Here is a 26,907-nt window from a genome sequence, read left to right as displayed (position 1 = left end):
CATTGACACGCGGGGGGAGAAGTTGAAATCTGTTTACCGCACCCTTGTATCGAAACAGTACAGTTGTGACATCCAGGGCTTCTGGGCGAAGGCCGAAGGCGTCCAAGGGCCGTACTGGGGTAGCGACTCTCTCCCACCGTATCCCCCGGAGTGTTCATGAACCCGATGCGCAACCCGTTCGCGGCCGCCGCCGCGGCCTTGGCCCTGGCGGCCTGTGGCCCCCAGACGCCCGAGGGCCCCGAGGCGGCGCAGCCCTCTTCCAGCAGCGCGGTGGCTGACGCGGCGCGTGAGGCCGCCGGGCGGGGCACGCCGGGGGGGTTGGATCCGCTGTTCGAGCAGGCCGCGCGCGAGTTCAACGTGCCGGCGAACCTGCTCAAGGCCATCTCCTTCTCGGAGACGCGCTGGCAGATGTGGGAGGGGCTGAGCGAGTTCGAGGGGCTGGCGCCGGCCTACGGGGTGATGGCGCTGCGGGGCGAGCGGCTGGAGCGCGGGGCGGCCCTGGCGGGCGTGTCCGTGGAGGCGGCGCGCACGCAGGCGCGGGCGAACATCCGCGCGGGCGCGGCGCTGCTGTCGGCCGACGCCGAGGCGCTGAAGGTGGACCGGGCGGACCTGGGGGACTGGGCGCCGGCGGTGGCGCGCTTCAGCGGCATCTCCCGCACGGACGGGCAGGCCGAGTACGTGCACAACGACGTGTTCGCCACGCTGCGCCAGGGCGTGGTGGCCGAGGCGGCGGACGGCACGGTGAGGGCCTCCCTCATGCCCACCGAGGTGCAGGCGAAGTTCGCCCTGCCCGCGCTGCGCGCCCTGGCGGCCGGGCCGGACTACGCCCCGGCCGTGTGGCGGCCATCCGAGAACTTCGGCGCGCGTCCCGCGGGCACGGACATCTCGATGATCATCATCCACACGTGCGAGAGCAGCTACACGAGCTGCTGGAGCTGGCTGACGAACACGGCCTCGGGGGTGAGCGCGCACTACGTGGTGAAGGAGGACGGCTCGGAGATCTCCCAGCTCGTGACCGAGGCGAGCCGCGGCTGGCACATCGGCGCCTCCTATGACTGCACGCTCAACAGCGGCCAGGATTGCAACCTGAACACCGTCTCGGTGAACCACTTCTCGGTGGGCATCGAGCACGGCGGCAGCGCCAGCCAGACGAGCTTCCCGGCGGGGCAGATTGAAGCCTCGGCGAAGCTCTCGTGCGACATCTCCCGCGACCAGGGCATCCTGCGGGACAGCTACCACATCGTGGCGCACGGCAAGCTCCAGCCGGCCACCCGCACGGATCCGGGCAAGAACTGGCCGTGGGACGCGTACCTGAAGCGCGTTCAGGACCTCTGCGCCACCGACATCATCGTGGACTCCAACAACGCCAACAACAACGCCTCGGCGGCGAAGTTCACGGCGTCCGCGAACTGGACGGTCACCTCCTCCACGTCGGGCTCCTACGGCGGCAACTACGCCTACGCGTCGATCCAGAACGTCTCCGACGCGGCGGAGTTCTCCTTCTACCTGCCGGCCGCGGCCACGAAGAGCATCAGCGCGTGGTGGACCGCGGGCACCAACCGCTCCGCCTCCACGCCCTTCGTCATCTCCAACGCCAGCGGCACGCAGCTGGCCACGGTGAACGTGAACCAGCAGACGGGCGGCGGCCAGTGGAACACGCTGGGCGCGTGGAGCTTCCCGGCCGGGTGGAACACGGTGAAGGTCAGCCGCTGGACGGCCAGTCCCTCGGTTGTCATCGCCGACGCCATCCGCGTGCGCTAGGCCATGGGCATGCACCTGGGCACACGCGGCAAATGGGGGTGGGCGCGGCGGGCCGCCGTGCTCGCCCTGGTGGGCCTGGGGTGCCGCGCGGGCACGTGTGGCCGCGCGGCGTCCGGCCCGGGTCCGCTCTCCGAGGAGGAGCGGCGGGCCCTTCCGGGCACCATCGCCTTCATCTCCGAGCGGGCGGGCCAGAAGGACATCTGGCTGGTGAAGCCCTCCGGGGAGGAGACGCAGCTCACGAAGAGCCCCGAGGAGGATGACTTCCCCGCGGCGCCCGCGCCGGACGGCAAGTCGCTGCTCGTCATCGCCACGCGCATGGTGAACGGGTTCCACCTGGAGCAGCTGCGCGTGCAGCCGCTGGAGGGCGGGGCGCCGGTGCCGCTGCATGCGCCCCGCGCCCGGGCGCGCAACCCGAGCTGGTCCCCGGATGGCCGCTGGCTGGTGGCCGAGTCGGACGCGCGCAGCTTCAGTGACTTGGTGCGCCTGGAGCCCAAGGCGGACACGGAGGAGCGGCCCCTGACGCAGGTGAAGGAGGGCTGCTTCGAGCCGGCCGTCTCGCCGGACGGCACGGAGGTGGCGTTCGTCTCCAGCCGGGAGGGAGACCCGGAAATCTACGTGATGAAGGCGGACGGCACGGACGAGCGCCGGCTCACGGTGTTCCACAAGGAGGACCGGGAGCCGCGCTGGAGCCCGGACGGAAAGTGGCTCGCGTTCATCAGCAACCGCGAGGGCCGGGAGCGCTACTACGTGGTGCGCCCGGACGGCACGTCCCTGCGCGCGGTGTCCGGCGAGGCCACGAAGCTCGACGAGCGCGAGCTGGCGTGGAGCCCGGACAGCCGGCACGTGGCCTTCGTGGAGCGGCTGCCGGAGGCGAAGAGCCGCCTGTGGGTGGCCCCGGTGGAGGGCGGCGCGCCGGTGGCGCTCACGGACGGCCAGAGCCGGGACGATGCGCCCGCGTGGAGCCCGGACGGCAAGCACCTGGTGTTCGTCGCGGAGCGGCAGGGGGATGTGGACCTGTGGCTGATGCGCGCGGATGGCAGCGGGCAGACGCGGCTGACCACGGCGAAGGGGCCCGACTGGCTGCCGCGCTGGTTCGTGCCGCGCTGAGGGGCCTCAGGAGGCCGGGCGCTGCGCGGGCTCCGCGCCGCCCACGAGCCGGGGCAGGGTGAAGGTGAAGGTGGTGCCCTGGCCCGGGGTGCTCGCCACGCGGATGGCGCCGCCGTGCGCCTCGACGATGAGCTTGCTGATGTAGAGCCCCAGCCCCAGCCCCATGCCATCCGAGCTGCGGCCCTCGCGCGTGCGGTAGTACTTCTCGAAGAGGTGGGTGACGCTCTCGGCGGACAGGCCCACGCCCTGGTCCGTCACGGAGACCTCCACCCAGGGGCCCGTCTGCTCCAGGTGCACCACCACGGGGGTGGCGGGCCGGCTGTACTTGAGCGCGTTGGTCAGCAGGTTCACCATCACGCGCTCCATGCGGTGCACGTCCATGAGGATGTGCGAGACGGGGGCGGCTGTCTCCAGGCGCAGGCGCTCGCGGGCATCCGGGGCGATGTCCCGGTCGAGCACCGCCTCCAGGAAGTGGCGGATGTCCGTGGGCTCCCGGTGCAGCTCCACCTGGTGGGCCTCCAGCCGGCAGCTCTCGAGCAGCTCCTCCACCATGCCGCTCATCTGCTGGGTGTTCTGCAGCAGGGCCTCGGCCAGGGCCGCCTCGGAGGGCAGCGCCCGCTCCTGGAGCTTGCGCTGCAGGAGGCTCGCCCGGAGGGTGATGAGCTGCAGGGGGTTGCGCAGGTCGTGCGAGATGAGCCCCACGTACTCCTCGCGCAGGCGCTCCAGCTCGCGCCGGGCGGTGATGTCCTGCAGGGTGACGATGACGCCGCGCACGTGGCCGGAGGGCTCGTGCACGGGCGCGGCCGAGGTGAGCACGGGCAGCTGCCGGTCCGGCTGGACGATGACGTACTCCTCGGGGGAGACCGTCTGGCCGCGGAGCCCCCGGGAGGTGGGGAACTCCTCGGTGGCCACGGGCCGCCCGTCCGGGTGGCGCAGGTGCCCGAGAAACTGCCGCGGGCCTCCGCCGGGCCGCAGCGGCTGGCCCACGAGGGACTGGAAGGCGGAGTTGGCCTGCACCTCCTGCGTCACGGCATCCACGAAGAGGATGCCCACCGGGGCGTTGTCCACCACGGTGCGCAGCAGGTTGCGCTCGTGGTCGGCGCGGGCGCTGGCGTGGCGGCGCTCGGTGTCGATGCGGTCCAGGGCCGTGGTGGACAGCAGCACGAGCCCCACGCCGCTCACGCTCGCCATGGTGGCGAAGAGCGGAATCTTCATCGACGCGTCCAGGTGCCCGTACGTGTCGAGCACCTTGAGCAGCGCGCCGAACAGCGGCGGCCCCAGCAGCGTCACCGGCACGAGCCTGCGGGCCAGGAACCCCCCGAGGGTGTCCTGGGTGATGTGGACCATCAGCCCCTGGTCCGGCCGGGCGCACAGCAGCCCCAGGCACAGGAGCACCAGCGCGGCCGAGGCGGGCAGCCCCATGCCCGTCTGCTGCAGGAAGTGCGGGGGCAGCAGCAGCAGCGCGTCATGGAAGTAGCCGTTGAAGGCCAGCAGCGTGGTGATGAGGGCCGGCAGGATGAAGAGGTCCGCCCACCGCGCGGCCTCCTCGGTGCCCCGGCCCAGCAGCAGCAGCGCGCCGCCGATCAGCAGGAAGCAGAAGGCGGTGCCCGCGGCGGACGCATCCGGCACCCGCGCCGGGACCCGGGGCCCCCACGGAACGAGGCGCAGCGCGTGGGACTCCAGGCCGCTGAAGTGGTGCAGGAGGGTGGCGGCGCCCAGGAGGAACAGGAGGCCCGCGCAGCCCATGCCCAGCAGCCAGCGCAGCCGCCCCGGGGCCTTGGGGTGGAGCAGGCCGAGCGCGAAGCCACCGCAGAGCAGTCCCAGCGCGGTGTGGATTTCCGGGACACCGAGGCTGGGCACCAGGGCCTTGGGGTGGCCGAGCAGCACGGGGACCCCCACCAACGCCACGCCCAGTGACGCGGCCCACACGAGGCTCTGGATAATGCGGACGTCGCGAGAACCGGACTCGGCGGACATGGCGCATCCCCCCCAGGAATGCAGCGCCCTCTATGGGGGGAAACGATTGCGCCCTTGACGGAGAGCGTCAAGGGCCAAACCCCCTCTTTCCGGGAAACGTTGGGCGGGGGATGCGGCGCGGCTCAGGGCGCGCGGCCACCCGGGTGCAGGGTGAGCACCAGGGCCCGTCCGGGCATGGCGCCCGCGGTGCGCCACGGGTAGGCCTCGGTGCCGTGCACGGTGAGCCGGAACGCTTCGGCGCCCAGGCCCGAGTGCACGTACACGAAGAGGCCATGGCGGCTCGTGCCCTCCTGGCCCGCCTGGGTGAAGTCCTCGGACGGGTAGTAGAGGCGATCGGCCAGCTCTCCGGGCTCGGCCTGGACGCGGGCGCCGGCGACCGGCTGGCCCTGGGCATCCACCACGCGGCCGAGGATGAAGCCCGCCTCCCACAGGGTCCGCGCCAGGCCCTGGGAGTGCGTGCCGATGGCCCCCTCGCCCACCGCCTGGGTGAGCGCGTCCTGGAAGGACACGGGCACGGCCCAGGCGCGCGCGTTGGCGATGTCCGTGCGCGGCCGGGAGCCCGTGAAGGCCGTGTCGAAGACGATGGTGGAGGTGGGCACCAGGCCCGGGTGCGCCAGGCTCGCGGCGAGGCTCGTGTGAATGTCCTTCACCGGCACGCCGGAGATGTCGAACGCGCCGCCCTCGGTGGTGAGGCCCGTGCCGAAGGAGGCCGCCGGATCATTCACCGCCACGCGCAGGGGCTCGTCGATGTGTACCGGGAGGCCCGCCAGCGAGGGCGGGGACTCACCCTGGACGGCCAGCCGCTGGGCCGCCTCGGGGAAGAGTTCCACCTGGCCGCGCACGGTGACGCGGAGGTGATCCAGATCCACCGGCTGGGCATCTTCGGTGAGCAGGCCAGGGTCCGGGTTGGTGCCGTCACCACAGGCCGAAAGGCCCCAGCCCAGCAGAGAACAGAGAGCAAGCAGACAAGGACGCTTCATGGCTGCTTGCCAAGATTTTCACGGGCCGGAGGGGTGGCAATCCACCCCGGAGTCAATCGTCCCGTGGCGAACGAATGGGCTACCAGCGGCCGCTGCTGCCTCCGGAGGAGGAGCTGCGGCCCGAGCCAGAGCCCTGGGAGCCACGGCCCGGCGGAGGCGAGGAGCTGCTGCCGCGCGAGCTGCCGCCGCTGCTGCCACCACTGCCCCAGCTGCCGCCGCTGCTGCTGCCCCGGCCTTCGCCGCCACGGCCGCCCTGGCTGCTTCCGGGGCGCTGATAGCCCCCGTTGCCACTGTTGCCGCCGCCGCTGTTGCCACCGCCGCTGTTGCCACCGCCGCTGTTGCCACCGCCGCTGCCGCTGCCGGGACGGCCCCACCCGCCACCGCTGTTGCCGCCGCCGCTGTTGCCGCCACCGTTGCCGGAGCCGCCGCCGCTGTTGCCACCGCCGTTGCCGGAGCCACCGCCGCTGTTGCCGCCGCCGTTGCCGGAGCCACCGCCGCTGTTGCCGCCGCCGTTGCCGTAGCCGCCGCCGTTGTTACCGCCGCCGTTGTTGTCGCCACCGTGGCCATGGCCGCCGCCGTTGTTGCCGCCGCCGTTGCCGTAGCCGCCGCCGTTACCGCCGCCCGTGGGCGGAGGCGAGGACGGGGGCGGGTAGTTGCCACCGTTCGAGGGAGGACGCGGGGTGCCCCAGCCGCCGCCCGGAGGCGTCGAGCCGCCATGGCCCACGCCGCCCGGCGGAGGGTTGCGGCCCCACCGGTCGCCGTTGCTCGGAGGAGGGGTGGGGCGGGCGTGCTGCACGGGGCTCGGCGCCCGGTAGCCCGGGGCGGGCGAGGCGCCATGCCTGCCGCGGGGCGAGTTGTACACGTAGACTTCGCGCTTGCGGTCCCACGAGTGGGACCAGCCGTCGTACTGCCGCGCGTGGTAGTCGTGGTGGTGCCGCCCGCTCAGGTGGCAGTACCCACCGCTCGGGATGGGGTGCAGATCCAGGTACCACACGAGCGTGGGGCCCCGGTACGTGTACACGTCGTTCGTGTAGGCGTAGTACTCGGGCTCCGGCTCGTAGTCGTGCACGTGGTAGGCGGATTCGTTGCACCAGCCGCCCGCGTGCGGGATGGGGTGCACGCCGCCGTACCGGTACTCCACCACGCTCACGGCGCGGTAGGCGCTCCGGTGGCTGTGGTAGGGCGTGACGACGCAGCCGGTGCCTGCCAGCAGGGCCAACGGGACGACGAGGGCAAGGAGGCGACGCATGTGAGGAGTCTCCCGGACCAGGGCCTCCGGTCCGCTTCTGTCTTACGACGGCATCCCGAAAGACGCACGGGGGCCCCGGAAATTCAGTCCTCCCCCGCCCCGGGCGTTCAATCCCTGGAGGCCCCGCGAATCCCTGGGATATAGGGGACTTGCGCGGGCTACCGGGGGGACGGTCCCTTTCCGGCCGCGAGGGAGAGCCGATGCCGGAGATGGATTGGGGTGGGGGTCACCAGGCAGGCGCGCATTGCGCCTTGCATCCGGAGGCGCCGGCCCAGGGCACCTGCACGCGGTGCGGCAACTTCATGTGCGCCACGTGCACGGGAGGCGGCTTTCAGTCGAGCTGCCCCACCTGCCGGGCGCGCACGGGGGACCAGGAGTTCCCCTTCACCCGCGACACCTGGAGCCTCAGCGGGCTGTGGGACTACTGCTTCCCGATCTTCAAGCGGGAGTGGGTGATGCTCTCCGTCTCGGTGCTCGTGGTGCTGGGCATTACCCTCATCGTGCAGCTCGTGGGCAACGTCCTGCCGATGATTGGCCAGGCGGTGGACAGCGTGGTCCTCGGGGTGAGCCTGACCGTGGTCTCCTTCTTCGTGCAGAACGTGGTGCAGGGCGTGCTGGGGCTGGGCGTGATGCGCATGCTGCTCGATGTGCTCCACGGACGGCGCGCCGACATCGGCCGGCTGTTCAGCCAGTTTCACAAGCTCGGCGCCTACCTCGTCTCGCTGCTGATCGTCTTCCTGGGGGTCGCCCTCCTCATGGGCCTCATGGCCGCGATCCTGTTCGTGATCGCCGTGCCCCTGGACACGTTCCCGCCTTCCTTCGAGGACATCACCTGGGATTCGACCCGCCTCGTCGCCGCGGTATGCGTGGGGGGGCTGCTCGTGCCCGTGCTCGTCTACCTCACCCTGCCGCTGTACCTGCTCCAGCCCGAGCTGGCCTACGAGGAGCACCCCTCGGCGATGCAGGCCCTCCGCAACTGCTACGCCTATATGCGCGGCCATCGGCTCGCCGTCGTGGGCTTCGGGCTCATGAACATGGTGCTGCTGTTCGTGGGCGTGCTCGCGTGCTGTGTGGGCTTCTTCCCGGCGATGGGGATGAGCTACCTGCTGATCGCGGCGCTCTACCTGTCCCTGCGCTCCGGGGCCACCCCGCGGGGCTGAGCGCGCCAAGGGCTCCCCGGAAGGAGGAGCCCTCGCCGCGCGGCGGCCTTCAGTGCACCAGCCGCTCGATCGTGCTGCCCGGGCGGGGCGTGGCGATCTTGCCCATGCACGCGAGGATGTGCTCGCGGTACTCGGCCACCTCGCGCAGGCCACAGACCATCCACCGCCCGCCGATGATGACGGTGGGCACGCCGCGCACGCCGCGGCTCGCGGCCAGGCGGTGCTCGTCGAGGATGAGCCGGCGCGTCTCCTCCGAGTGGAACGCCGCGGAGAAGTCGTTCATCGCCAGGCCCACGCGGCTGGCCAGCTCGAACACCACGTCCGTGCGCGACACGTTCACGCCCTGCTCCAGCGCCGCGCGCTGCATGGCCTTGGCCATGAACGCACGCGCCTGGGGCCCCTGGAGCCGCGCGGCCTCCAGCGCCGCCAGTCCCGGGAGGCTGGAGCGGGGAGGGTCTCCTCCCAGCCACAGGTCCGTGGTGAGCAGCCGCGCCACGGGCTCCGGCTCGTTGCTGGCGCGCTTCACCTCCTCGGACAAGCCTCTCAGCTCGCGTTCCGTGGGGCGCGCGTCCTGGACGCGCAGCGGGTAGGGCCTCACACGCCAGCGGACGGCGTCACCAAACTCGTGGCGCAGTGTCTCCAACCGCATGTCGGCGATGTAGCACCAGGCGCACAGCACATCCTGGTACACAGTAATCTGCAGCGTCTTGGGCAGCAGGGTTTTCATCAAGGGTGCCCAGATTAGAGGGGCGCCCTCCAACTGCCAATCCCCTCCTGACATCCGCCCCCGACGCTCATTCCCGCAGGACGCACGAAGTGGAGGGCTTGGATGCCCGGCACCTCTGTTCACAACGGCTGCCGGACGCGCTCGCCTCCCCGCCTGGTCTCCGCGAATTCCAGGGCGTAGTCCACCATCGCCCCGGCGATGTCCTGGCCCGTGGCGGCCTCCAGCCCCTCGAAGCCCGGGCTCGAGTTGATTTCCATCAGCCGGGGTCCCGCATACCCCTCCAGCATGTCCACCCCGGCGATGCCCAGCCCGGTGATGCGCGCCGCGGTGACGGCAGCCTCCACGTAGGCAGGGGGCAGCTCGATGGGCTGGCCCTCGCCCCCCCGGTGGATGTTGGAGCGGAACTCGCCCTTCTTCGCCTGGCGCCGCATCGCCCCCACCACCCGGTTGCCCACCACCAGGGCGCGCACGTCCTTGCCCTTGCTCTCGGCGACGAACTCCTGGAGGACGATTTCCTGGCCCAGGTCCCAGAAGGTGTCCACGATGCTCTGCACCTCCGTGAGCGTGTGGGCAATCATCACGCCCACCCCTTGCGTGCCCCGGATGAGCTTGATGATGAGGGGCATGCCGCCCACCTCCTCCACCAGCTTGCGCACGTTGCTGCGGTCATGCGCCATCACCGTGCGGGGGATGTCCAGCCCCGCGCGCGACAGGTGCTGCAGGCACCGCAGCTTGTCGCGGCTGCGCAGGATGGACCCGGCCTCGTTCACCACCGGCACCTGCATCATCTCGAAGTGCGTCACCACCGCCAGCCCGTAGGCGGTGATGGAGGCGCCGATGCGCGGAATCACCACGTCCACGCCGCGGATCTCCACGCCCCGGTACATCATCCGCGGCTGGTCCTTCGCCAGGAGCATGGTGCAGCGCAGCGTGTCGAGCACCAGCGGCCGGTGGCCCCGCTTCTTGATGGCCTCCACCAGCCGGCCGGTGGAGTACAGCGAGCGCTTGCGCGACAGGAGCACCACCGTCTTCTTCGCCGTGCGCCGCGGGGAACGGGCCGGGGGCACCAGGGCACGGGGAGAGGCCTCGGTGCGGGCGGGGGCTCGCACCTTTTTCTTCTTCGCCTTGGAGGGGGGCATGCAGGGCGCGGGAGCCTAGCACGGGCAAGGGAGGGACCGAGCAGCTCTGAGGCTCCTGTTTGGTATCCTCCGCTCCGGATGACTTCTCAAGACCCCCCCCTGGGGGAGGTGGCCCCCTCCTCCGGAAGCACTGGCCCTGGCAAAGCCCTGGGCCCTCCTTCCTCACAGACGGTGGTGATGAACCCCCCGCCGGGCACGGGCCCCCACACGTGCCGGTTGCTCGTGGTGGCAGGGCCCGACGAGGGCCGCTGCGTGGTGACGGGCAAGGAGCGGCTCACGGTGGGCGCGCACCCGGACAATGACCTGGTCCTCGTGGAGGACCGCACCGCGAGCCGCCACCACTTCGAAATCCAATTCACCGAGCGCGGCTACCTCCTGGTGGATCTCGACTCCACCAACGGCACCTTCCTGGATGGCCGCCGCATCGAGCGGGCCTACCTCTCACCCGCCTCCCAGGTCCGCGCCGGCTCCAGCGTCGTCACCTTCACCCCGGTGACGGAGGAGGCCTCAGGCTCGCCTGAGGAGGAGGGCAAGCTGTGCGGCATGGTGGGACAGAGCGCGAAGATGCGGCAAATCTTCGGGCTCATCCAGCGCATCGCCCCGATGAACGTGTCGGTCATCATCCAGGGGGAGACGGGCACGGGGAAGGAGCTGGTGGCGCGCGCCGTCCACGAGCTGTCCGAGCGCCGCAAGGGCCCCATGGTGGTGCTCGACTGCGGCGCCATTCCGCCCAACCTCATCGAGAGCGAGCTGTTCGGCCACGAGAAGGGGGCCTTCACCGGCGCGGTGAACAGCCGCCCCGGCGCCTTCGAGCGCGCGCAAGGGGGCACCATCTTCCTGGACGAGCTGGGCGAGCTGCGCCTGGACTTGCAGCCCAAGCTGCTGCGCGCGCTGGAGAACCGCGAGGTGCGGCGCGTGGGCGGCAACGACGTGATTGGCGTGGACTGCCGCGTCATCGCCGCCACGAACCGGGATCTGCTCAAGGAGATCGCCGCGGGCAACTTCCGGGAGGACCTGTACTTCCGCCTCTCCGTCATCCACATCCCGCTGCCGCCGCTGCGCCAGCGCCGGGATGACATTCCGCTCATCCTCAAGCGGGCGCTGGCCGAGCCCGAGGTGGTGGAGCGCCACGGCCGCAAGCGCTTCTCCTCCGAGGCGCTGGGCCTGCTCATGGCCTACGCGTGGCCGGGCAACGTGCGCGAGCTGATGAACGTGCTCTCGCACGTGCTCACCTTCTCGGATGGGGAGGAGATTCTTCCCTCGCACCTGCCCGCGCGCGTGCGGGGCCAGGCCCGCGAGGGGCCGCTGCCCTTCAACGAGCACCTGGCCTTCAAGGACGCGAAGGAGCAGCTCTTGGAGAACTTCGAGCGCGAGTACATCACCAGCGTGCTGGGCCGCTGCGAGGGCAACCTGTCCCGCGCGGCGCGCGAGAGCGGGCTGCACCGCAAGTCCATCGAGCGGCTGGTGAAGAAGTACCAGCTCGACGCGAAGGGGATGAAGCCGCGCTGAGGGGCCCCCGCCGTTGCGGGGCTCCCGGGGGGCGTGTTACGGCCCCGGGCCCATGAGCGACTCCCTGAACCCGCTGGAGAGCGAAGCGCGGCTGGCCCGTGGGTGGGCCGAGCGCGGCATCGGGGCCCGGCTCCTGGAGAAGAACGCCGGGGCCGAGCCCTTCGTGCTGGTGGACGGGCCTTCGGAGGTGGCAGGCCCCGTGCCGTTGGACGCCGCGCTGGGCCGGCTGCTCACGGACATCGCCGCGAAGTTCCGCAACCTCTCCGGGCGCCCGTGCCGCGTGGTCCCCGGCTGGAGCACGCACGGGCGGGCCCTGGAGCAGGCGGTGGCGCAGCGGCTCCAGGCGGAAGGCGTGGACCCGGGGGCGCTGTCCCGCGAGGACTTCCAGGCGCGGTGCCGCGCGCAGGCGCTGGAGGGCATCCGCCTTCAGACGGCGGCGTACCAGCGGATGGGGGTGTTCGCGGACTGGGAGGCGCCCTACCGGACGATGGACCCGGCCGCCGCGGCCCAGGAGCTTCGGGAGCTGGCCACGCTCGCGCGCCGGGGGCTGCTGTCCCGGCGGCGCCGCTGGGCGTACGGCTGCGCGCACTGCCAGACGGTGCTGTCCGAGGAGGAGGTGGAGGAGGTGCCCCGCCAGAGCCCCTCCTTATATGTGGCCTTCCGCGCGGGGCCGGAGCTGGCCGGGCGGATGCCGATGCTGGAGGGACGGGAGGTCTTCTTCCTGGGCTGGACGGCCGCGCCGTGGACGCTGCCGGTCCACGAGACGCTCTCGGTGCACGCGGACTTCGAGTACGTCTTCTACCAGCTCGGCGAGCGGGTCATCTGCGCCGCGCGGCCGCTGCTGGCGAAGGTGCTGGCCGAGGTGAAGGGCGACGAGCTGGTGAAGAAGACGGCGCGCCTGCGCGGCGGGGATGTGGAGACGGTGGGCTTCGAGGACTTCCGGCGCATCCTCGCCTACGCGAGCGGCGAGGACTTGCAGCACCTCACCTACCAGCACCCCTGGCTGGAGCGGACGGGCCGGGTGGTGCTGAGCCCGCATGTGACGGACGAGGCGGGCACGGGGCTGGTGCCCACCGCGCCTGCCGCCGGTGAGGACGGCGAGGGGCGCCCCAGTCCCGTGGGCCTGGACGGGCGCTACGACGGCTCGGTGGGCGCGGCGCTCCAGGGGCAGAAGGTGTTCGAAGCGGACGCGCGCATCGTTGACCTGTTGGAGGAGCGGGGCGCGCTGCTCAACGCGAAGACGGACACGGTGGAGCACCCGGCGCCCCGGTGCCGGACCTGCCTCCAGCCGGCCTTCCTCGTGGCGCTGCCCCAGTGGGTGCTTTCGATGGACCGGGCGCCGGAGGGGCACCCGGCGCTCCGCGCGCAGGCGCTGGAGGCGGTGGACCGGGTGCAGTGGATGCCGGAGGAGGGGCTCGGCCGCCTGCGGCGCGGGTTGGAAGGGCAGAAGGACTGGAGCCTCGGCCAGCCGCGGCGCTGGGGCGTTCCCCTGCCCGTGGCCTTCTGCGAGGGGTGCGGCGAGGCCATCGCCTCGCCCGAGGTGATGGAGCGGGTGGCCTCGGCCGTGGCGCAGGAGGGCGTGGAGGTCTGGTTCCGCACGCCGGTGGAAACGTTCCTGGGCGCGGGCGTCCGGTGCGCGGGGTGCGGAGGGAGCACGTTCCGGCGGGAGACGGAGCTCCTGGACGCGGGCTTCGACGCGGCGTGCATGCTCCCGGCGGTGCTGGCGCGTCACCCGCACGGGCCCGCGGATCTCTGCGTGGCGCGAAGCGATTCCCGGGGCGAGACGTTCCGCCGCTCCTGGCTGGTGTGGGCGGGGACGCGGGGCCAGGTGCCCTCGCGGGCCTGCTTCACGCACGGCGCCGTCAGCGCCACGGACGGCACGCTGCCGGTGGAGCGGGCCCTTGAGGTCTACGGCGCGGAGACCTTGCGGCTGTGGGCGGCCACCCACAGCTATCACGCGGAGGTGCCCCTGTCGGACAGCCTCCTCGAAGGGCTGCGGCAGGACGCCGCGAAGGTGAGGGAGGCGCTGCACCGTGCCTTGAGCCACCTGGAGGGCTTCGAGCCCGGAGGGGCCTCTGACTCCGTGCTGCCGCAGGAGGCGCGGATCCGCGAGTGGCTGGCGGAAGGAGTGGCGCAAATCCGCCAGGCCTACGAGCAGGGCGCGTTCCACCTCGTCATCGAGACGGTGAGGGCGTTCTGCGAGGACTCGCTGTCCGCCGCGTCCCTGGAGGCGCTCCGGGAGCCCCTGTCCCAGGAGGGCCCGGCGCGGCGCAGCGCCCAGGCCATGCTGTACGCGGTGGTGTCCACGCTGGTGCGGCTGCTGGCCCCGGTGCTGAGCTTCACGGCGGAAGCGGTGTGGCAGGCCCTGCCCGGCCCGCGTGCGGAGAGCGTCTTCCTCGCGGGCTTTCCGGAGCCGGCCGTGGCTCCGGAGCCCGCTCCGTAAGGTCAGGGCGCGGGGGCGAGCTCCGGCAGCAGGGGCACGCGCCGGGTGCCCGGGCCGTTCGGGGTGGAGGCGCTGTTGTTCGTCACCCGCCGCATCTTCGAGCGGATGAGCGGCAAGTCACGGCGCAGGTTGCTCACGAACGAGGACGGGGCGGTGGGCTCCACATAGAAGGCGACGGTGGCGCCCGTGGCGTCCGTGACGTAGGCCCCGTAGTCCTGGAGGGCCTGGGCGATCATCTTGCCCTCCGCCGTGAGGCCCAGCGTGTTGAGGTCCACGGAGGGCGGAATGGCGAAGTAGGCCCCCATGGGGACGTTGCCCTTGTAGGTGGTCTCGCTGCCCCAGTCCTGCTCGGTGGCGGGCCAGACGTAGCCCTTCGCGGTGCCGTAGCCGTTCGCGTCGTAGCCGCTCTTGCCGCAGCACTGGTAGAAGAGCTGCACGCGGTCGACCGCGACCGCGAGCGCGTGCTGAATCTTGCCCGTGTACTTCGGGTGCGTGGGCGTGGTCTCCCAGGCGCGGATGAGCCCGCCCACCGCCGAGCCGCCATACGCGCGCACGCCGTTCTGCGGCCCGATGCCGTGGCCGAAGAGATCAATCGTGTGGTGGCGCCCCGCCTTGTACGCGGTGGGGGACACCCGGGTGACGGACCAGGCCTCGTCAATCACCGTGCGCGCCGGGTTGATGACGTGCATGTGCTTGTCGCTGCCGCTGGCGATGGGGGCCGTGGCGGGCAGGAAGTAGGCCCCGCTGCGCCAGGAGTCGTTGGTGTCCGTCACCGTGGCCCAGGGGTCGCTGGACGAGGCGAAAGAGATGGGGTGGGAGTAGACATCCCAGTTGGCCCAGGTGTGAATCGTCATGCCGTTGATGCTGGTGGCGATGAAGTCCTTCGTGGCGGGGTCGGTGGTGTCCGCGTACGTGGCGCCGGTGCCGATGGGCAGGTTCCACACGGAGCTCGACACGAAGGGCTGGAGCGTGGCGTCGCGGGTGCCAGCCGTGTAGACCGTGAAGCCGTCATACCGGGCGAGGTTGTCCTGGCTGCCGAGCAGGCCCACGCGGGTGGCGCTCTGGTGGCTCGCGTCGTCAACGCCGCCCTTCAGCACGCCGTTGATGAACACGTCGATGCGGGTGCCGGAGAGGCGCACTTCCAGCACGTCTCCGGCGGCGGGCGCCTGGGCAATCTGGAGCGGGAAGGTCTGGGTGCCGCCCACGAACTTCGTGAGGAAGTACTTCCCCGCGCTGGTGTCCGTGGCGAGCTTCCAGCAGTTGCTCCGGTCGATGAAGCGGAAGGTGAGGCCCGAGTACTGGCCCAGCACCGCCAGGGTGACGCGCACGCGGCCGTTGGCGGTGCCCTGGACGGTGGCGTAGTGGTCGTTCCAGGTGCCGTCATCCGTGGCGAGATACGCCCGGTTGGAGAGGATGCCCCACTTCGCGGTGGAGGGCGTGACGCTCCAGCCCTGGCTGCCCGTCTCCAGGCTGCCGAGGGAGGTGGTGCTGTTGGCGCGGGTGAAGGAGTCGTACAGGTTGGCGCTGGCGAGCGCGGCGATGCCGGGGCTGGGCCGGAGGGCCTCCTCGGAGGAATCTCCCGGGAGGGCCTCGCCACAGGCGGGCCCCAGGGCCAGCAGGGCGAGGAGCATCGGCAGCGGGGGACGTGAGCGCGAAGGGGCGGGACGGGGAGGAAAGCGCATGCGAGGGCCTTGCTGTTTAGGCATGATTTGCTTGGATGGCGGGGATGATACGGGGGGCATCCTCCCCGCGCCAAATCCTTCGGGCCCGGCGGCGCTCACCAGGGGCAGCCGGTCACCTCCACGGTGCGCTCCAAGACGGGGGCCGCGTTGCCTCCACTGTCGCGCGCCTCGTAACGCACCTTGTAGAGGCCCTCGGCCCATCCGTTGACGTAGCCCGTGTGGGTCACGGACGCGGAGAGGTCGCCATAGCAGGCGTCCGTGGCCACGACGCCCGGGTCGATCCACGGACTGCCACAGGGGTGCGTGAGGTGGAGGGCACCCCTCAGGGTGAGCACGGGCGCGGTCCGGTCCTCGACGTGAACGGAGCGAAGGGCGCTCACGGTGTGGCCCTGCGCGTTCCAGGCGATGTACTGCACCGGGTAGAGGCCCTCCGCGCCCACGTTCGGACCTGGGCCATGGTCATCCGGGTCCTGCGAGCCGGGCACCCCATCGCCGTCATCGTCTCCGGAGTTGTAGGTGTGGACGTCCAAGGGAAGGCAGCCCTCGGTGGCGGAAGCGCCCGGATCCATCCAGGTGTCCACGCCGCATTCGAGCACCGGCTCGGGGTTCCCGTGGAGGGAGAGGACGAGCTGGCTGGAGTCGAGGACCGTCACGGTGCGAGGCCCGGCCTGGGCCGTGTGGCCGGCCGAGTCGCTCACCTCATAGTGAACGGAGTAGGTGCCGGGCTGATTCAGGTTCAGGCCGAGCACCTTCACGGCGTGGGAGAGGTCTCCCTCGCAGGCATCCGTGGCGGTCACGCCCGTGGTGGGGGAGTCCCCACAGCCCATCACCAGCGGGTCCGCGCCCGCCCACGCGAGCACGGGGGCTTGGGTATCCGCGACGTTCGCGGGGAAGGCGCAGCTCGCCCGGTTGCCCGCGGCGTCCGAGGCGGTGCAGGTGACGTGCGTGGTGCCCAAGGGAAGAGGCTGACCGGCGGCAGGCGCGCACGTCACGCTCGGGGGAGCCCCGCAGTTGTCCACGGCGCTGGCGGTGGAGGAGGCCACGGCGCCCCGGTCCGTGCATTGATACTCCTGAGCCGCCGGACACGAGATTTGCGGGGGCGTCATGTCCCGCACGGTGATGTCCGCCTCGCACGTGTCCGACAATCCGAGCGTGTCCGTGCAGGTCAGCCGCACCCGGTGGGTGCCTGCCGGGAAGGGGCCCTCGGGCATCTGCTGACAGGACACCGTGTCCCAGCCGTCGGGGTCGAACGAGCCATCATCGATGGCGCCCGTGCCTTGGGAGCAGGCGGCGTCCAGTGGGACGGTGACGCTGCGGCAGCGCGCGTTGGGCTGGTGGTTCACGCAGTACGTGTCCGGGCAGCTCGGCCCATCCGCCGGGTCGTCCCAGACGATTTGAAGCGAGCCAAAGGCGGGCTCCTTGAGCCCCGCGCTGTGCGCGAACACCTGGAGGTTGTTGCCACAGGACTGGAGGTCCGCCTGGAAGGAGAAGGCCGGATCCAGGCCACAGTTCGTGCAGAGGGTGACCTCCGGGCCGCCGTTCAACTGGTACCAGATGCGATCCACGGCCGCGGGCCGGCTCTTCACCACGCCCGTGACAGGGACCTGGGCGCCCGTGGCACACCCCGGCAGCGGGTTGACGATGACGGACAGCGGGGGCACCAGCTTGACGCGCTGCCCGCAGCCGAGATTGACCGACAGCGGGGCGAAGCGGGCCGTGTTGGACTCGCCCGAGTCGCTGACCATCGTGGCTTGTGGACTGATCGTGTAAGCGCCTTGAGGCAAGGCCATCGTCAGCGAGCCGCTCGTTTCCGCGTACTGCCGTGGATCAATGGTCGAGGGAGGATTCCAGACGGCGGGCGTGCCCCAGAACGTGCCCGCTACACCGTAATTGACGTCCACATTGCGCCAATCCTTTCCTTTGAACTGGCCGCTGATGGCGGCACCTGGGTTGTAAAGGCGCCCAAGCTCCGTGTCGTATTGCACCTGGACTTCGCTGAAGCAGTATTCATGGTCGACGCGGAATCTGTCTCCAGGCCCCAGCGTCGCTGAGTGTTTCGCGGGCTTCACATCCAATGTGCCGTAGCGGAATCGAGCCGGATCATACTTCCCAGGCCAGGTGCTTACCAAGAGCCCCTGGGGAGAAAAGGCAAGGTGGAGTGGAAATAAATTCCATTGTTGATGGCGGTCATAGGCATCACCGACAGTGAGTTGGTACGTTGAGGTCAGCTCTCCAGTGCCCGGATTGAATACGCCAGGGAAGGACGTTTGTGAGAAAAGCCGCCCATTGGCACCCGATGCTGCTTGTGCGGTTCCAGCGCTGACATGGGGGTTGTCGGGAATCCCGTCACCGTTCTTGTCCTCGTCTGCGGCAAAGACGAGCGTTTGGAGTGTGCTGTAACTGCCTGGATGGAGTGGGACAAAGGGATCCGAGAGCAGCACGCTGCCCTCGAAGTGGGGAGGGTGAATGACAAAGGGATACCGGACTTCTCCGTTGACCAGGTCCGTCAGGTGCCCTGTCTGTCCCCCCATGATTCGGCTGGTGAGTTCAAGAGGCAGCCTAATGTTGGTGAATTCACGTCCTGAGCGCAGCCACACTGCCAAGCTCAGTTGGTAGTCGCCCTCGAATAAGCCCTCTAATTTCCACCAAAGGTCAGGCGACCCTACAGGTGCCCGTGGTGGATTGAGGTGGTAGTTCCGGTAGGCGCCGGGGCTGGCAAGATAGAGAGTGCTTGAACGGATGGTTTCACTGGAAAAGTCGATTGGCCCCGTCAGACTTCCCTTGGGGGGCGGAGAAAGCTGCGGGACAATGCAGTAAGAGACCACTTCATCACAGGCCGCCGTCATGGTGAGCTGCTTGTGTTGAAACCAGTCGCCCTGAGGGGTCTTGACCGTGAATTGAACGGTTGAAGGCAGTGTCAAGCCCCCAGGAAGATAGCTGATGGTTCGTCCGTTCTTGGTGAACGCTGAGTAGTGGTTGGCCAGGGATATGTTCGATACGTTGACAGGTGTCTGGCATGTCGCATCCGTCCCAAATTGGAGTTGGGCCATTCCGATGCAGCCTTCAACGGTGATGTCTGTGGCCTCGGGCTGGATGTGCCTCGGGCGGATTTTCACGCCCGTTGCTTTGGGGAAGGTGTACCCGATTTCTGGGTAGTTGACCGCGTCGCTGCGCCGCGCCGTCACGTCGTAGGTCACCCCGGATGTACCGCCCGCCCCAGCCTCCACCAGCAGCTCGAAGGAGAACTCCGTGGGATTCGTGAGGGGAAAGAGCGGGACTTCCGCAGTGAAGCCCTTGGGGGCTGTGCTGGTGGCGAGCACGTAGCCCTTTCGCCAGGGATCGGTCGCGAGCAGCTCCAGGATCACGGGATTCTGGTTGGTCAACCGTGCCTTGCCCCGGATGACGTTGGGCTCCAGGTGGACGCTCCCGCCTCCTTCGAGCGCGGCATCACTCCCGGCCCGCGGTGTTTCTTGGAACTCAAGCTGTTTCGTGTCGATGGCTTCGGTACAAGCCAGGAGCCCCAGGCACGCGAAGGCCCACGCTGCGCAGCGCTGCGAATGGATCATTTGTTCCCCCCTGGCGCGAGTATGGCGCCAGGGCGCAAGACGAAGGCAATCCACGGAACAGAACGCTGGTGGCGCCTGAACAGTCAAATGCCCAGTTGGCGGAGCTTTTCGACCAGGGCCTGCATTCGTTGGTAATGGGTCCCAGCCCAGTAGACGCGCTGGCACGACGGGCACTGCTGGAACTCGGTGTGCGAGGCGGCCACGCGGGGCGGAATGCGCTCCAGCACGTCGTCCCGCCGGGCCACCGTGAGCACGCCATTGCACGCCATGCACCGGGTGAAGGGTTGCATCCGGGAGGCGAGCTGAAACCGGCGCACCACCTCCACCAGCTGGTGCCCCGGGTCCGCGTGGCGGGGGAAGTAGCCGTGCCGGACCTCGGTGCGCTTGAGCAGCCCCAGGTCCCGGGTGAGCAGGATGCGCTCCTCCTCGTGAGACACCCGGGCGAGCTCGGAGTCCCCGGCGTCGTTGCGCCAGAGCGTGTCGAAGCCGAGCATCCGCAGGAAGCCCGCGAGCCGCCCCAACCCCACGTCGAGCACGAAGCGCATCGCGGAGGGCAGGGGCACCCCCACCCGCGCCATCGCCGTCACGTCCAGGGCATGAAAGGGGGGATAGGCCACCACACGCGTGCCCGGCTCGACGCGGTGCCCGAAGTCCACCGCCTGGCCGTCCACCAGAATGAGGTCCACCTCCGGGTGCGGTGGCCCCAGCGACTCGAGCAAGTCTTTGATCGACGGGCTCCCCGTGAACGCGTGGGTGAACTCGGCTCCTCGCCGCTCGGGCGGGAGGAAGTCGTTCAACGCCCCGTAGAGGCGCACCGTCACCTGCTTTGGCATCATCGCCGCCGTTTCTCCCAGCCTCTCAAGGCTTGAGAAGGGCCAGCCCTTCCGGACGGGTATGCGTCACGTCGTGTCATGCCTATCTGGGACGCTGAGTCATTCTCAGCGGAATTTTACGGGGTGGCTGGCGAGGAATGTCTCGTTCCGTATAATCCGTCCGGTGGCCGCGTACCGGCGCGGCGTTCGGCCCGCTCTCCCCCGGTAGCAAGGAATTGGCTGTTCTTATGAAGAAGACGTTGCTGGGGATGCTGGGGGCGGGGCTGACGCTGATGCTGGTGGCGCAAGGGTGCGGTGGCTCGGACCCCGCGCCCCCTCCGCCGCCGCTGGCGGATGGCGGTACGTGGGTCGAGTGCGACGAGCAGGACGCGGGTGTCTGTGGCGTGGGCCAGAGCTGCCGGTTCGTCGAGGCCTATGAGCGCTCGTTGTGCGTGGACTCCTGCGAGCCGGCCACCGGCTGCGCGGATCCTTCCCTCGCGTGCTGTCCGCACGGTGAGGACGGAGGCACCGGCGGCTTCTGCCTGCCCCAGGATGCGTGCACCCCGCCGGATGCGGGCGCCTCCGATGGTGGGACTTCCGATGGCGGTCCGGGGACGAGTCCGGACGGTGGCCCGGGCCCCGTGGAAGAGCCGGATGCGGGCCCTGGCACGGATGGCGGCAAGGAGGAGGACGCGGGTCTGCCGGATTCGGGCACGGACGGGGGTTCGGCTCCGGACGCGGGTCTGCCGGACGCGGGCACGGACGGGGGCTCGGCTCCGGACGCGGGCCCTCCGGATTCGGGCACGGACGCGGGCTCTCCGGACTCGGGCATCGACGCAGGCACGCCGGATTCGGGCACGGACGCGGGCACGCCCGATGCGGGCACCGCGCGCATCCGGCTCATGGCGGCCAACATCAGCAGCGGCAACTACCAGGCGTACGAGGCCCCCGGCATCCGGCTGATGCAGGGCGCCCAGCCCGACATCGTGATGATCCAGGAGTTCAACTACAAGTCGGGCTCCATCAGCGACCTGGTGAACACCACCTTCGGCCCTGGCTTCTATTACTACCAGGAGGCCGGCGCGCAGATCCCCAACGGCATCATCAGCCGTTACCCCATCATCGCCTCGGGCGAGTGGAAGGATCCGGAGGTCGACAACCGCGACTTCGCCTGGGCACGCATCGACATCCCGGGGCCCAAGGACCTCTGGGTGGTGAGCGTGCACCTGCTCACGCGCAACGCGACGACCCGCAACACGGAGGCGGTCTCGATCGTCGAGAAGATCAAGGCCAACGTGCCGGCGGGGGACTACCTGGCCATCGGCGGTGACTTCAACACCGACAGCCGCTCGGAGTCCTGCTTCAACACCTTCAAGCAGGTGGTGGACATCGACGGCCCCCACCCGGCGGACAAGAACGGCAACTCCAATACGAACGCGAGCCGTGGCAAGCCGTATGACCACGTGCTGGTGGACGCGGACCTGCGCGCCTACCAGACGGCGACCGTCATCGGCGCCAGCAGCTTCGCCAGCGGGCTGGTGCTCGACAGCCGTGTCTACACGCCGCTCTCGGAGATCGCTCCGGTTCAGCAGAGCGACAGCGCCGCCTCCAACATGCAGCACATGGGTGTCATCAAGGACTTCCTGGTGCCGCTGGGCGGGGACACGGGTACGCCGGACGCGGGCACGGACGCGGGCACGCCGGACTCGGGCATCGACGGGGGCCCTGCTCCGGACGCGGGCCCTGCTGAGGATGCGGGCACGCCGGACTCGGGCATCGACGCGGGTCCCGCGCAGGACGCGGGCCCTGCTGAGGATGCGGGCACGCCGGACTCGGGCATCGACGCGGGTCCCGCGCAGGACGCGGGCACGCCTGATGCGGGCACCGCGCGCATCCGGCTCATGGCGGCCAACATCAGCAGTGGCAACTACCAGGCCTATGAGGCCCCTGGCATCCGGTTGATGCAGGGCGTGAATCCCGACATCGTGATGATCCAGGAGTTCAACTACAAGTCGGGCTCCATCAGCGACCTGGTGAACACCACCTTCGGCCCCGGCTTCTATTACTACCAGGAGGCCGGCGCGCAGATCCCCAACGGCATCATCAGCCGCTACCCCATCATCGCCTCGGGCGAGTGGAAGGATCCGGAGGTCGACAACCGCGACTTCGCCTGGGCGCGCATCGACATCCCGGGGCCGAAGGATCTCTGGGTGGTGAGCGTGCACCTGCTCACGCGCAACGCGACGACCCGCAACACGGAGGCCGTCTCGATCGTCGAGAAGATCAAGGCGAACGTGCCGGCGGGGGACTACCTGGCCGTCGGCGGTGACTTCAACACCGACAGCCGCTCGGAGTCCTGCTTCAGCACCTTCAAGCAGGTGGTGGTGACCGACGGCCCTCACCCGGTGGACAAGAACGGCAAGGACGGCACCAACGCGGGCCGCAGCAAGCCGTATGACCACGTGCTGGTGGACGCGGACCTGCGCGCCTACCAGACGGCGACCGTCCTTGGTGCCAGCAGCTTCGCCAACGGACTGGTGCTCGACAGCCGCGTCTACACGCCGCTCTCGGAGATCGCCCCGGTTCAGCAGAGCGACAGTGCCGCCTCCAACATGCAGCACATGGGCGTCATCAAGGACTTCCTGGTGCCGCTGAACTAGGCGCTGGGCTGCCGGGTGCGCTGAATCCAGCGCGCCACGAAGGGCACACGCCCCACCAGGGGCGTGAGCGCGAAGACGGCGGCCAGGCGGAACGGCTTCACCACCTGGGAAGCCGCGTACGCCGCCGCCAGGGTGCCCGCGGTGGCCTCCGTGCTCTCCGCCCGGAACCCGAGCTTGAAGGCCAGGAAGAAGCCTCCCACCGTCAGAAAGAAGATGGCGAAGTTGAGGAGGATGGCCAGCGGGCCGTACTCCACCACCAGCGTCTTGAAGCGGGTGAGCAGCGAGGGCTTGGGGGCCGGGGCAGAGGCGGCCGTGTCGGTCGAGGTAGGCTTCACGGGAGGCTCAACAGAAGACATGGCCTCACCATGCCCGAACCCCGGGCGCCGGGAAACCGGGGGCCCCCTGGTGGACAGCAGGCAGGCATCCTGGGTTGTCAGGACTTGGGCGGGCAGGTTAGAGGTCAGGGAGGATGAAGAACTCCCTGCGCTTCCTGATCCTCGTGGCCTTCGCGGTGCTCGCCGCCGATCAGGTCACCAAGTACCTCGCGGTCGCCCGCCTGACGGATGCCCTGGATGGCCGGACCGGGGTGTCCCGGCTGCAGGGGTTCGTCTCGGAGCAGAACCTGGACAACCAGCCGCCCACCGAAGGGGGCCGCTACCGGGCCACCCGGCCCTACCGTTTCATCGAGGACTACTGGCACTTCCGCTACGTGGAGAACCCCGGTGCCGCCTGGGGCATGTTCGGAGACCTGCCGGAGACGGTGCGCCGCATCTTCTTCCACGTGGTGAGCCTGGTGGCGCTCACCTTCATCTTCGTCATGTATGTGCGCTCGGAGCCCTCGCAGCGCCTGGTGCGCCTGGCGCTGGCGCTGGTGGCCGGCGGCGCCCTGGGCAACTTCCTGGACCGGCTGCTGCGCGGCTACGTCATCGACTTCATCGACTGGCACTGGCGCAACCAGCCGGGCATGCGCTGGCCGACCTTCAACGTGGCGGATGCCGCCATCTGTGTGGGCGTGGCGCTCATGTTGCTGGACTCGCTGAGCCTGCGCCGCCCGGCCGAGGCCCCCTCCCGGCCGCTCACCCAGAGCCCCAATCCGTGACGGGCGGGGGGCTTGTGGTGTAAGCCGCCCCCCGTGCCGCGCAAATACCTCATCCTCCTTGTCGTCACGCTGGTCCTCATCGTCCTGGACCAGTGGACGAAATACGCCGTCGTGGGCGAGCTCACCACGCGCTTCGACGGAGCGCAGACCACCGGCGAGCGCCTGAAGGCGATGTACGGCGAGCCCCCGCCGCTGGGCATGGATGGGCGGCACTTCCGCTCCAAGCGCTTCATTGACGTGTCCGAGTCCTTCCTGCGCCTGCGCTACGAGGAGAACCCGGGCGCCGCCTGGGGCATGTTCCGCAACCTGCCGGCCAGCACCCGGGGGCCGCTGTTCCACGTGGTGAGCATCGGGGCGGTGCTGCTCATCGGCTACTACTTCACCAAGCTGACCGGCACGGACCCGGCGGAGAAGTGGGCGCTGTGGGGCCTGAGCCTCGTGCTGGGCGGGGCGCTGGGCAACTACATCGACCGCGTGGCCCGCGGCTTCGTGGTGGACTTCATCCAGGCGCACTGGATGGACAAGGCGTACTGGCCCTCCTTCAACGTCGCGGACATGGCCATCTGCGTGGGCGTGGGCCTGCTCGTCATCGACGCCTTCGTGCGCAAGGAGCGCCCGGCGGAGCCCGCGCGCACCTGAGGTTTCCGCGCCGTCCGCCCGCCCCCTCCCGGGGCGGCCGGGAACAGGCGGGGGGCCCGGGGCGTTCCGAAGGCCTCGCCCGGCGGTAGGCTCCGGGCCGCCGTCCCCCCTGGCAGGACCCATGCTCCCCATCCTCTTCCGCCTCTCGTTCGAATCGCTCTGGTCCCAGGTGCTGCTGTACGCCGCGGCCCTGGCCCTGGTGGGCTACATCGCCCGCAACGGGTGGCGGGGCGCGCTCGGCGCGGGGAAGGGCCCAGGCCCCCGGCCTCCGCCCACCGCCGCGGACCGGGCGCAGCGCGCGGCGCTCTTTGGCGGCATCGGCGCGGCGCTGGCCTTCTATGGCCTCCAGTACGCGCTGCCCGCGAGCGCCTTTCCGGGCGGCAAGGGGGACGGCATTCCGGTGCACACCTACGGGGTGCTGCTCGCCCTGGGCTTCGCCTGCGCGGTGAGCGTGGCGGCCCGGCTGGCGCGGGACGAGTGGCGGCGGGTGGCGTGGGTGGAGGGGCGGGGCTTCGTGGACGTGGAGGGGCCGCGCCGGCGCGAGCAGGTGCTGGACTTGGCCCTCTGGGTGCTCGTGGGGGGCCTGGTGGGCAGCCGCGTGCTTTTCATCCTCGTCAACTGGAAGGACTACGCCAGCAACTGGACGAGCATCTTCTCCCTGGGCGGGGGGCTCGTGTTCTACGGCGGCCTCATCGGCGCGGCGGGGGCGGCCTACGTCTTCGCGCGCGTGCACGGCCTGGACTTCCTGCGGCTGGCGGACGTGGCCCTGCCCACCGTCTCCCTGGGCCAGGCGCTGGGGCGGCTGGGCTGCTTCTGCGCGGGGTGCTGTTGGGGCGGTACGGCGGGCGCGGACGCCCCGTTGGCGGTGCGCTTTCCGGGCGCGCGCGTGGCGCAGGACCTGTTCGGGCATTTGACGGGCAACGGCAGCAACGCCTTCCACTCCCAGGTGAAGGACGGGCGCTATGTGGTGGAGGCCACCGGCGAGGTGCTGCACCAGGCGGCCCCCGGCGCGGTGCGCATCTCCGAGTGGGCGGCCCAGCACGGCACCACCCTGCCGGTGCACCCCACGCAGCTCTTCGAGTCCCTGGGGCAGGCGCTGCTCTTCGTGGCGCTGCTGGCCCTGCGCCGCCACCGGCGCTTCCACGGGCAGATTTTCTCCCTGTGGCTCATGGCCTACGCGGTGCTGCGCTCCACGGTGGAGCTGTTCCGCGGGGACACCGAGCGCGGCACCCTGCACGGGCTGCTGGCCGGGCATGCGCCTTCCCTCGCACATTGGGTGCCACTGGAGGCCTGGTACAACGTGTCCACCAGCCAGTTCATCTCCCTGTGCATGTTCACCTTTGGCGCAACTCTTCTCTACCAGCGCAGCAGGCGGGGGAGCACGGCGGCGGGGCTCGGGCCCACGCCCAGCCCTGCCTGAGGTTGATAAGGGGCCCCGTCTTGGGGACACTCTGAGGCCGAATGCCACCGGAGCCCGGAAAATCCTCGTCCGCCGCCAAGTCCGCCCCCTCCAAGTTGCTGGGGGACGACAAGGCCGGGCAGAAGAAGTCCAACAGCGAGCTGGCCCTCCAGGAGACCTCGGAGCTCGAGGAGGAGCTGGCGGCCCTGCGGGCCACCTACGAGCAGTACTTCCTCGGCAACGAGCGCTTTCCGCCCAGCCGGGCCCATGAGGACTTCAAGAAGCGGTTGATGAAGCTCAAGGGCAGCAACGTGCGGAACACCGCCGCGAAGTTCCGCCTCAACTCGCTCCAGAACAAGTTCCTCACCTACGAGCGGTTGTGGATGCGCACCCTCCAGGAAATCGAGGCGGGCACCTACAAGCGCGACCTGCTCAAGGCCAAGCGCCGCGCGCAGAAGTCCGCCAGCACCGGCATCCGCAAGGAGGCCCATGAGCTGACGGAGGAGCTGTCCGACGCGGACCTGGAGGATGTGTCGGACATCATCCCCAACGAGCCGCTGCCCACGAAGGTGGCCAAGCCCGCCTTCGTGCCCCAGCCGGTGGAGCCCGCCGCCGGGGGCGTCTCGTTCCGGGGCGCGCCCGCCGTGGCGCCGGTGCCCTCCATTCCGTCGATGGCGCCCGTGGCGCCGGTGCCCTCCATTCCGGCCGTGGCGCCCATGGCGGGCACGCCCTTCCGGGGCACGCCCAGCATCGCCCCGGTGGTGGCGCCCTCCATTCCAGCCGTGGCGCCCGCGGCGGGCACGCCCTTCCGGGGCACGCCCAGCATCGCCCCCGTGGTTCCCGCCGTGCCGTCCATGCCCTCGGTGGCCCCGGTGGTGGCACCCGCCGTGGCGCCCGTGAGGGCCCCGGCCGCCGCGGCTCCGGGAAGCGCGGCCCGTCCCCCCGCCGTGGCCCCCGCAACACCGGCGCGGCCCGCGGCCCCCGGGGCGCCGGGAGGA

Annotated in this window: 19 protein-coding genes; 10 read left to right on the top strand and 9 right to left on the bottom strand. The window is 70.3% G+C overall.

Annotated features, from left to right (window positions below; translation table 11 throughout):
* The first annotated feature begins 156 nt into the window (after window positions 1–156).
* Complete coding sequence (locus tag KY661_RS30585; protein ID WP_225413560.1) at window positions 157–1,761, top strand: golvesin C-terminal-like domain-containing protein; 1,605 nt, start codon at window positions 157–159, stop codon at window positions 1,759–1,761.
* 9 nt (window positions 1,762–1,770) lie between these two features.
* Window positions 1,771–2,868, top strand: coding sequence for a TolB family protein (locus KY661_RS30580; RefSeq protein ID WP_225413559.1), 1,098 nt, complete (start codon window positions 1,771–1,773; stop codon window positions 2,866–2,868).
* 6 nt (window positions 2,869–2,874) lie between these two features.
* On the opposite strand, the gene KY661_RS37410 is transcribed toward KY661_RS30580, so the two are convergent.
* The 3 genes from KY661_RS37410 to KY661_RS30560 all read right to left on the bottom strand — a co-directional run bounded on the left by KY661_RS37410 (window position 2,875) and on the right by KY661_RS30560 (window position 7,074).
* Window positions 2,875–4,845, bottom strand: a complete 1,971-nt coding sequence (locus KY661_RS37410; protein WP_263437496.1) for a PAS domain-containing sensor histidine kinase — start codon at window positions 4,843–4,845, stop codon at window positions 2,875–2,877.
* A gap of 122 nt (window positions 4,846–4,967) precedes the next feature.
* Window positions 4,968–5,825: a carboxypeptidase regulatory-like domain-containing protein gene (locus KY661_RS30565; RefSeq protein ID WP_225413558.1), complete on the bottom strand. Its 858-nt coding sequence runs from the start codon at window positions 5,823–5,825 to the stop codon at window positions 4,968–4,970.
* A gap of 79 nt (window positions 5,826–5,904) precedes the next feature.
* Window positions 5,905–7,074: a hypothetical protein gene (locus KY661_RS30560; RefSeq protein ID WP_225413557.1), complete on the bottom strand. Its 1,170-nt coding sequence runs from the start codon at window positions 7,072–7,074 to the stop codon at window positions 5,905–5,907.
* Window positions 7,075–7,325: 251 nt separating this feature from the next.
* On the opposite strand from KY661_RS30560, the gene KY661_RS30555 reads away from it, so the two are divergent.
* Window positions 7,326–8,234, top strand: coding sequence for a hypothetical protein (locus tag KY661_RS30555; protein WP_225413556.1), 909 nt, complete (start codon window positions 7,326–7,328; stop codon window positions 8,232–8,234).
* Window positions 8,235–8,283: 49 nt separating this feature from the next.
* On the opposite strand, the gene KY661_RS30550 is transcribed toward KY661_RS30555, so the two are convergent.
* Both KY661_RS30550 and KY661_RS30545 read right to left on the bottom strand, forming a co-directional pair.
* A complete protein-coding gene (locus KY661_RS30550) occupies window positions 8,284–8,961 on the bottom strand; it encodes a DsbA family oxidoreductase (RefSeq protein WP_225413555.1) in 678 nt (225 codons plus the stop codon).
* Window positions 8,962–9,080: 119 nt separating this feature from the next.
* On the bottom strand, window positions 9,081–10,100 hold the full coding sequence (locus KY661_RS30545; protein ID WP_075010115.1) for an ATP-grasp domain-containing protein: 1,020 nt from the start codon (window positions 10,098–10,100) through the stop codon (window positions 9,081–9,083).
* A gap of 177 nt (window positions 10,101–10,277) precedes the next feature.
* Between KY661_RS30545 and KY661_RS30540 the strand changes: the two genes are divergently transcribed.
* Together KY661_RS30540 and KY661_RS30535 are read left to right on the top strand one after the other, a co-directional pair.
* Window positions 10,278–11,609 carry a sigma 54-interacting transcriptional regulator gene (locus KY661_RS30540; RefSeq protein ID WP_225413554.1) on the top strand — a complete coding sequence of 444 codons (1,332 nt, stop codon included), beginning with the start codon at window positions 10,278–10,280 and terminating at the stop codon, window positions 11,607–11,609.
* 52 nt (window positions 11,610–11,661) lie between these two features.
* Window positions 11,662–14,052 (top strand): class I tRNA ligase family protein, encoded by a 2,391-nt coding sequence (locus KY661_RS30535; RefSeq protein ID WP_225413553.1) that lies wholly within the window; start codon window positions 11,662–11,664, stop codon window positions 14,050–14,052.
* Window positions 14,053–14,054: 2 nt separating this feature from the next.
* Here the strand turns inward: KY661_RS30535 and KY661_RS30530 are convergent, their stop codons facing one another.
* From KY661_RS30530 to KY661_RS30520, 3 genes are all read right to left on the bottom strand, one after another.
* Window positions 14,055–15,734: a hypothetical protein gene (locus tag KY661_RS30530; RefSeq protein ID WP_225413552.1), complete on the bottom strand. Its 1,680-nt coding sequence runs from the start codon at window positions 15,732–15,734 to the stop codon at window positions 14,055–14,057.
* 95 nt (window positions 15,735–15,829) lie between these two features.
* A complete protein-coding gene (locus KY661_RS37630; RefSeq protein WP_225413551.1) occupies window positions 15,830–17,635 on the bottom strand; it encodes an immunoglobulin-like domain-containing protein in 1,806 nt (601 codons plus the stop codon).
* A gap of 1,748 nt (window positions 17,636–19,383) precedes the next feature.
* Window positions 19,384–20,136, bottom strand: coding sequence for a Mut7-C ubiquitin/RNAse domain-containing protein (locus KY661_RS30520; RefSeq protein ID WP_225413550.1), 753 nt, complete (start codon window positions 20,134–20,136; stop codon window positions 19,384–19,386).
* A 224-nt stretch (window positions 20,137–20,360) separates the two neighbouring features.
* Between KY661_RS30520 and KY661_RS30515 the strand changes: the two genes are divergently transcribed.
* Window positions 20,361–22,772, top strand: a complete 2,412-nt coding sequence (locus tag KY661_RS30515; RefSeq protein ID WP_225413549.1) for an endonuclease/exonuclease/phosphatase family protein — start codon at window positions 20,361–20,363, stop codon at window positions 22,770–22,772.
* On the opposite strand, the gene KY661_RS30510 is transcribed toward KY661_RS30515, so the two are convergent.
* A complete protein-coding gene (locus KY661_RS30510) occupies window positions 22,769–23,107 on the bottom strand; it encodes a hypothetical protein (RefSeq protein WP_225413548.1) in 339 nt (112 codons plus the stop codon). The two genes, KY661_RS30515 and KY661_RS30510, sit on opposite strands and share 4 nt — an antisense overlap.
* Window positions 23,108–23,241: 134 nt before the next feature.
* Here KY661_RS30510 and lspA (KY661_RS30505) point away from each other — a divergent pair, with 134 nt between their 5' ends.
* From lspA (KY661_RS30505) to KY661_RS30490, 4 genes are all read left to right on the top strand, one after another.
* Window positions 23,242–23,871 carry a signal peptidase II gene (gene lspA / locus KY661_RS30505; RefSeq protein ID WP_225413547.1) on the top strand — a complete coding sequence of 210 codons (630 nt, stop codon included), beginning with the start codon at window positions 23,242–23,244 and terminating at the stop codon, window positions 23,869–23,871.
* A gap of 33 nt (window positions 23,872–23,904) precedes the next feature.
* Window positions 23,905–24,510, top strand: a complete 606-nt coding sequence (gene lspA / locus KY661_RS30500; protein WP_225413546.1) for a signal peptidase II — start codon at window positions 23,905–23,907, stop codon at window positions 24,508–24,510.
* Window positions 24,511–24,631: 121 nt separating this feature from the next.
* A complete protein-coding gene (locus KY661_RS30495; protein ID WP_225413545.1) occupies window positions 24,632–25,930 on the top strand; it encodes a prolipoprotein diacylglyceryl transferase in 1,299 nt (432 codons plus the stop codon).
* A gap of 41 nt (window positions 25,931–25,971) precedes the next feature.
* On the top strand, window positions 25,972–26,907 hold a 936-nt coding region (locus tag KY661_RS30490), incomplete at its 3' end, for a hypothetical protein (protein ID WP_225413544.1).

The organism is Allostigmatella hybrida (assembly GCF_020103775.1).
GTDB classification, from domain to species: Bacteria; Myxococcota; Myxococcia; order Myxococcales; family Myxococcaceae; genus Hyalangium; species Hyalangium aurantiaca.
The sequence above is the reverse complement of the archived record's forward strand: the minus strand, read 5'-3'. Positions and strand labels throughout refer to the sequence as shown.

What these genes read in the sequence shown, in the direction of transcription:
- KY661_RS30580 (WP_225413559.1), top strand. Translation starts at nt 1,771, where the DNA reads ATGCACCTGGGCACACGCGGCAAATGGGGGTGGGCGCGGCGGGCCGCC.
- KY661_RS30550 (WP_225413555.1), bottom strand. Translation starts at nt 8,961, where the DNA reads ATGAAAACCCTGCTGCCCAAGACGCTGCAGATTACTGTGTACCAGGAT.
- KY661_RS30560 (WP_225413557.1), bottom strand. Translation starts at nt 7,074, where the DNA reads ATGCGTCGCCTCCTTGCCCTCGTCGTCCCGTTGGCCCTGCTGGCAGGC.
- KY661_RS30515 (WP_225413549.1), top strand. Translation starts at nt 20,361, where the DNA reads ATGAAGAAGACGTTGCTGGGGATGCTGGGGGCGGGGCTGACGCTGATG.
- lspA (WP_225413547.1), top strand. Translation starts at nt 23,242, where the DNA reads ATGAAGAACTCCCTGCGCTTCCTGATCCTCGTGGCCTTCGCGGTGCTC.
- KY661_RS30530 (WP_225413552.1), bottom strand. Translation starts at nt 15,734, where the DNA reads ATGCGCTTTCCTCCCCGTCCCGCCCCTTCGCGCTCACGTCCCCCGCTG.
- KY661_RS30540 (WP_225413554.1), top strand. Translation starts at nt 10,278, where the DNA reads ATGAACCCCCCGCCGGGCACGGGCCCCCACACGTGCCGGTTGCTCGTG.
- KY661_RS30495 (WP_225413545.1), top strand. Translation starts at nt 24,632, where the DNA reads ATGCTCCCCATCCTCTTCCGCCTCTCGTTCGAATCGCTCTGGTCCCAG.
- KY661_RS37410 (WP_263437496.1), bottom strand. Translation starts at nt 4,845, where the DNA reads ATGTCCGCCGAGTCCGGTTCTCGCGACGTCCGCATTATCCAGAGCCTC.
- KY661_RS30565 (WP_225413558.1), bottom strand. Translation starts at nt 5,825, where the DNA reads ATGAAGCGTCCTTGTCTGCTTGCTCTCTGTTCTCTGCTGGGCTGGGGC.
- KY661_RS30535 (WP_225413553.1), top strand. Translation starts at nt 11,662, where the DNA reads ATGAGCGACTCCCTGAACCCGCTGGAGAGCGAAGCGCGGCTGGCCCGT.
- KY661_RS30545 (WP_075010115.1), bottom strand. Translation starts at nt 10,100, where the DNA reads ATGCCCCCCTCCAAGGCGAAGAAGAAAAAGGTGCGAGCCCCCGCCCGC.
- KY661_RS30585 (WP_225413560.1), top strand. Translation starts at nt 157, where the DNA reads ATGAACCCGATGCGCAACCCGTTCGCGGCCGCCGCCGCGGCCTTGGCC.
- KY661_RS30520 (WP_225413550.1), bottom strand. Translation starts at nt 20,136, where the DNA reads ATGATGCCAAAGCAGGTGACGGTGCGCCTCTACGGGGCGTTGAACGAC.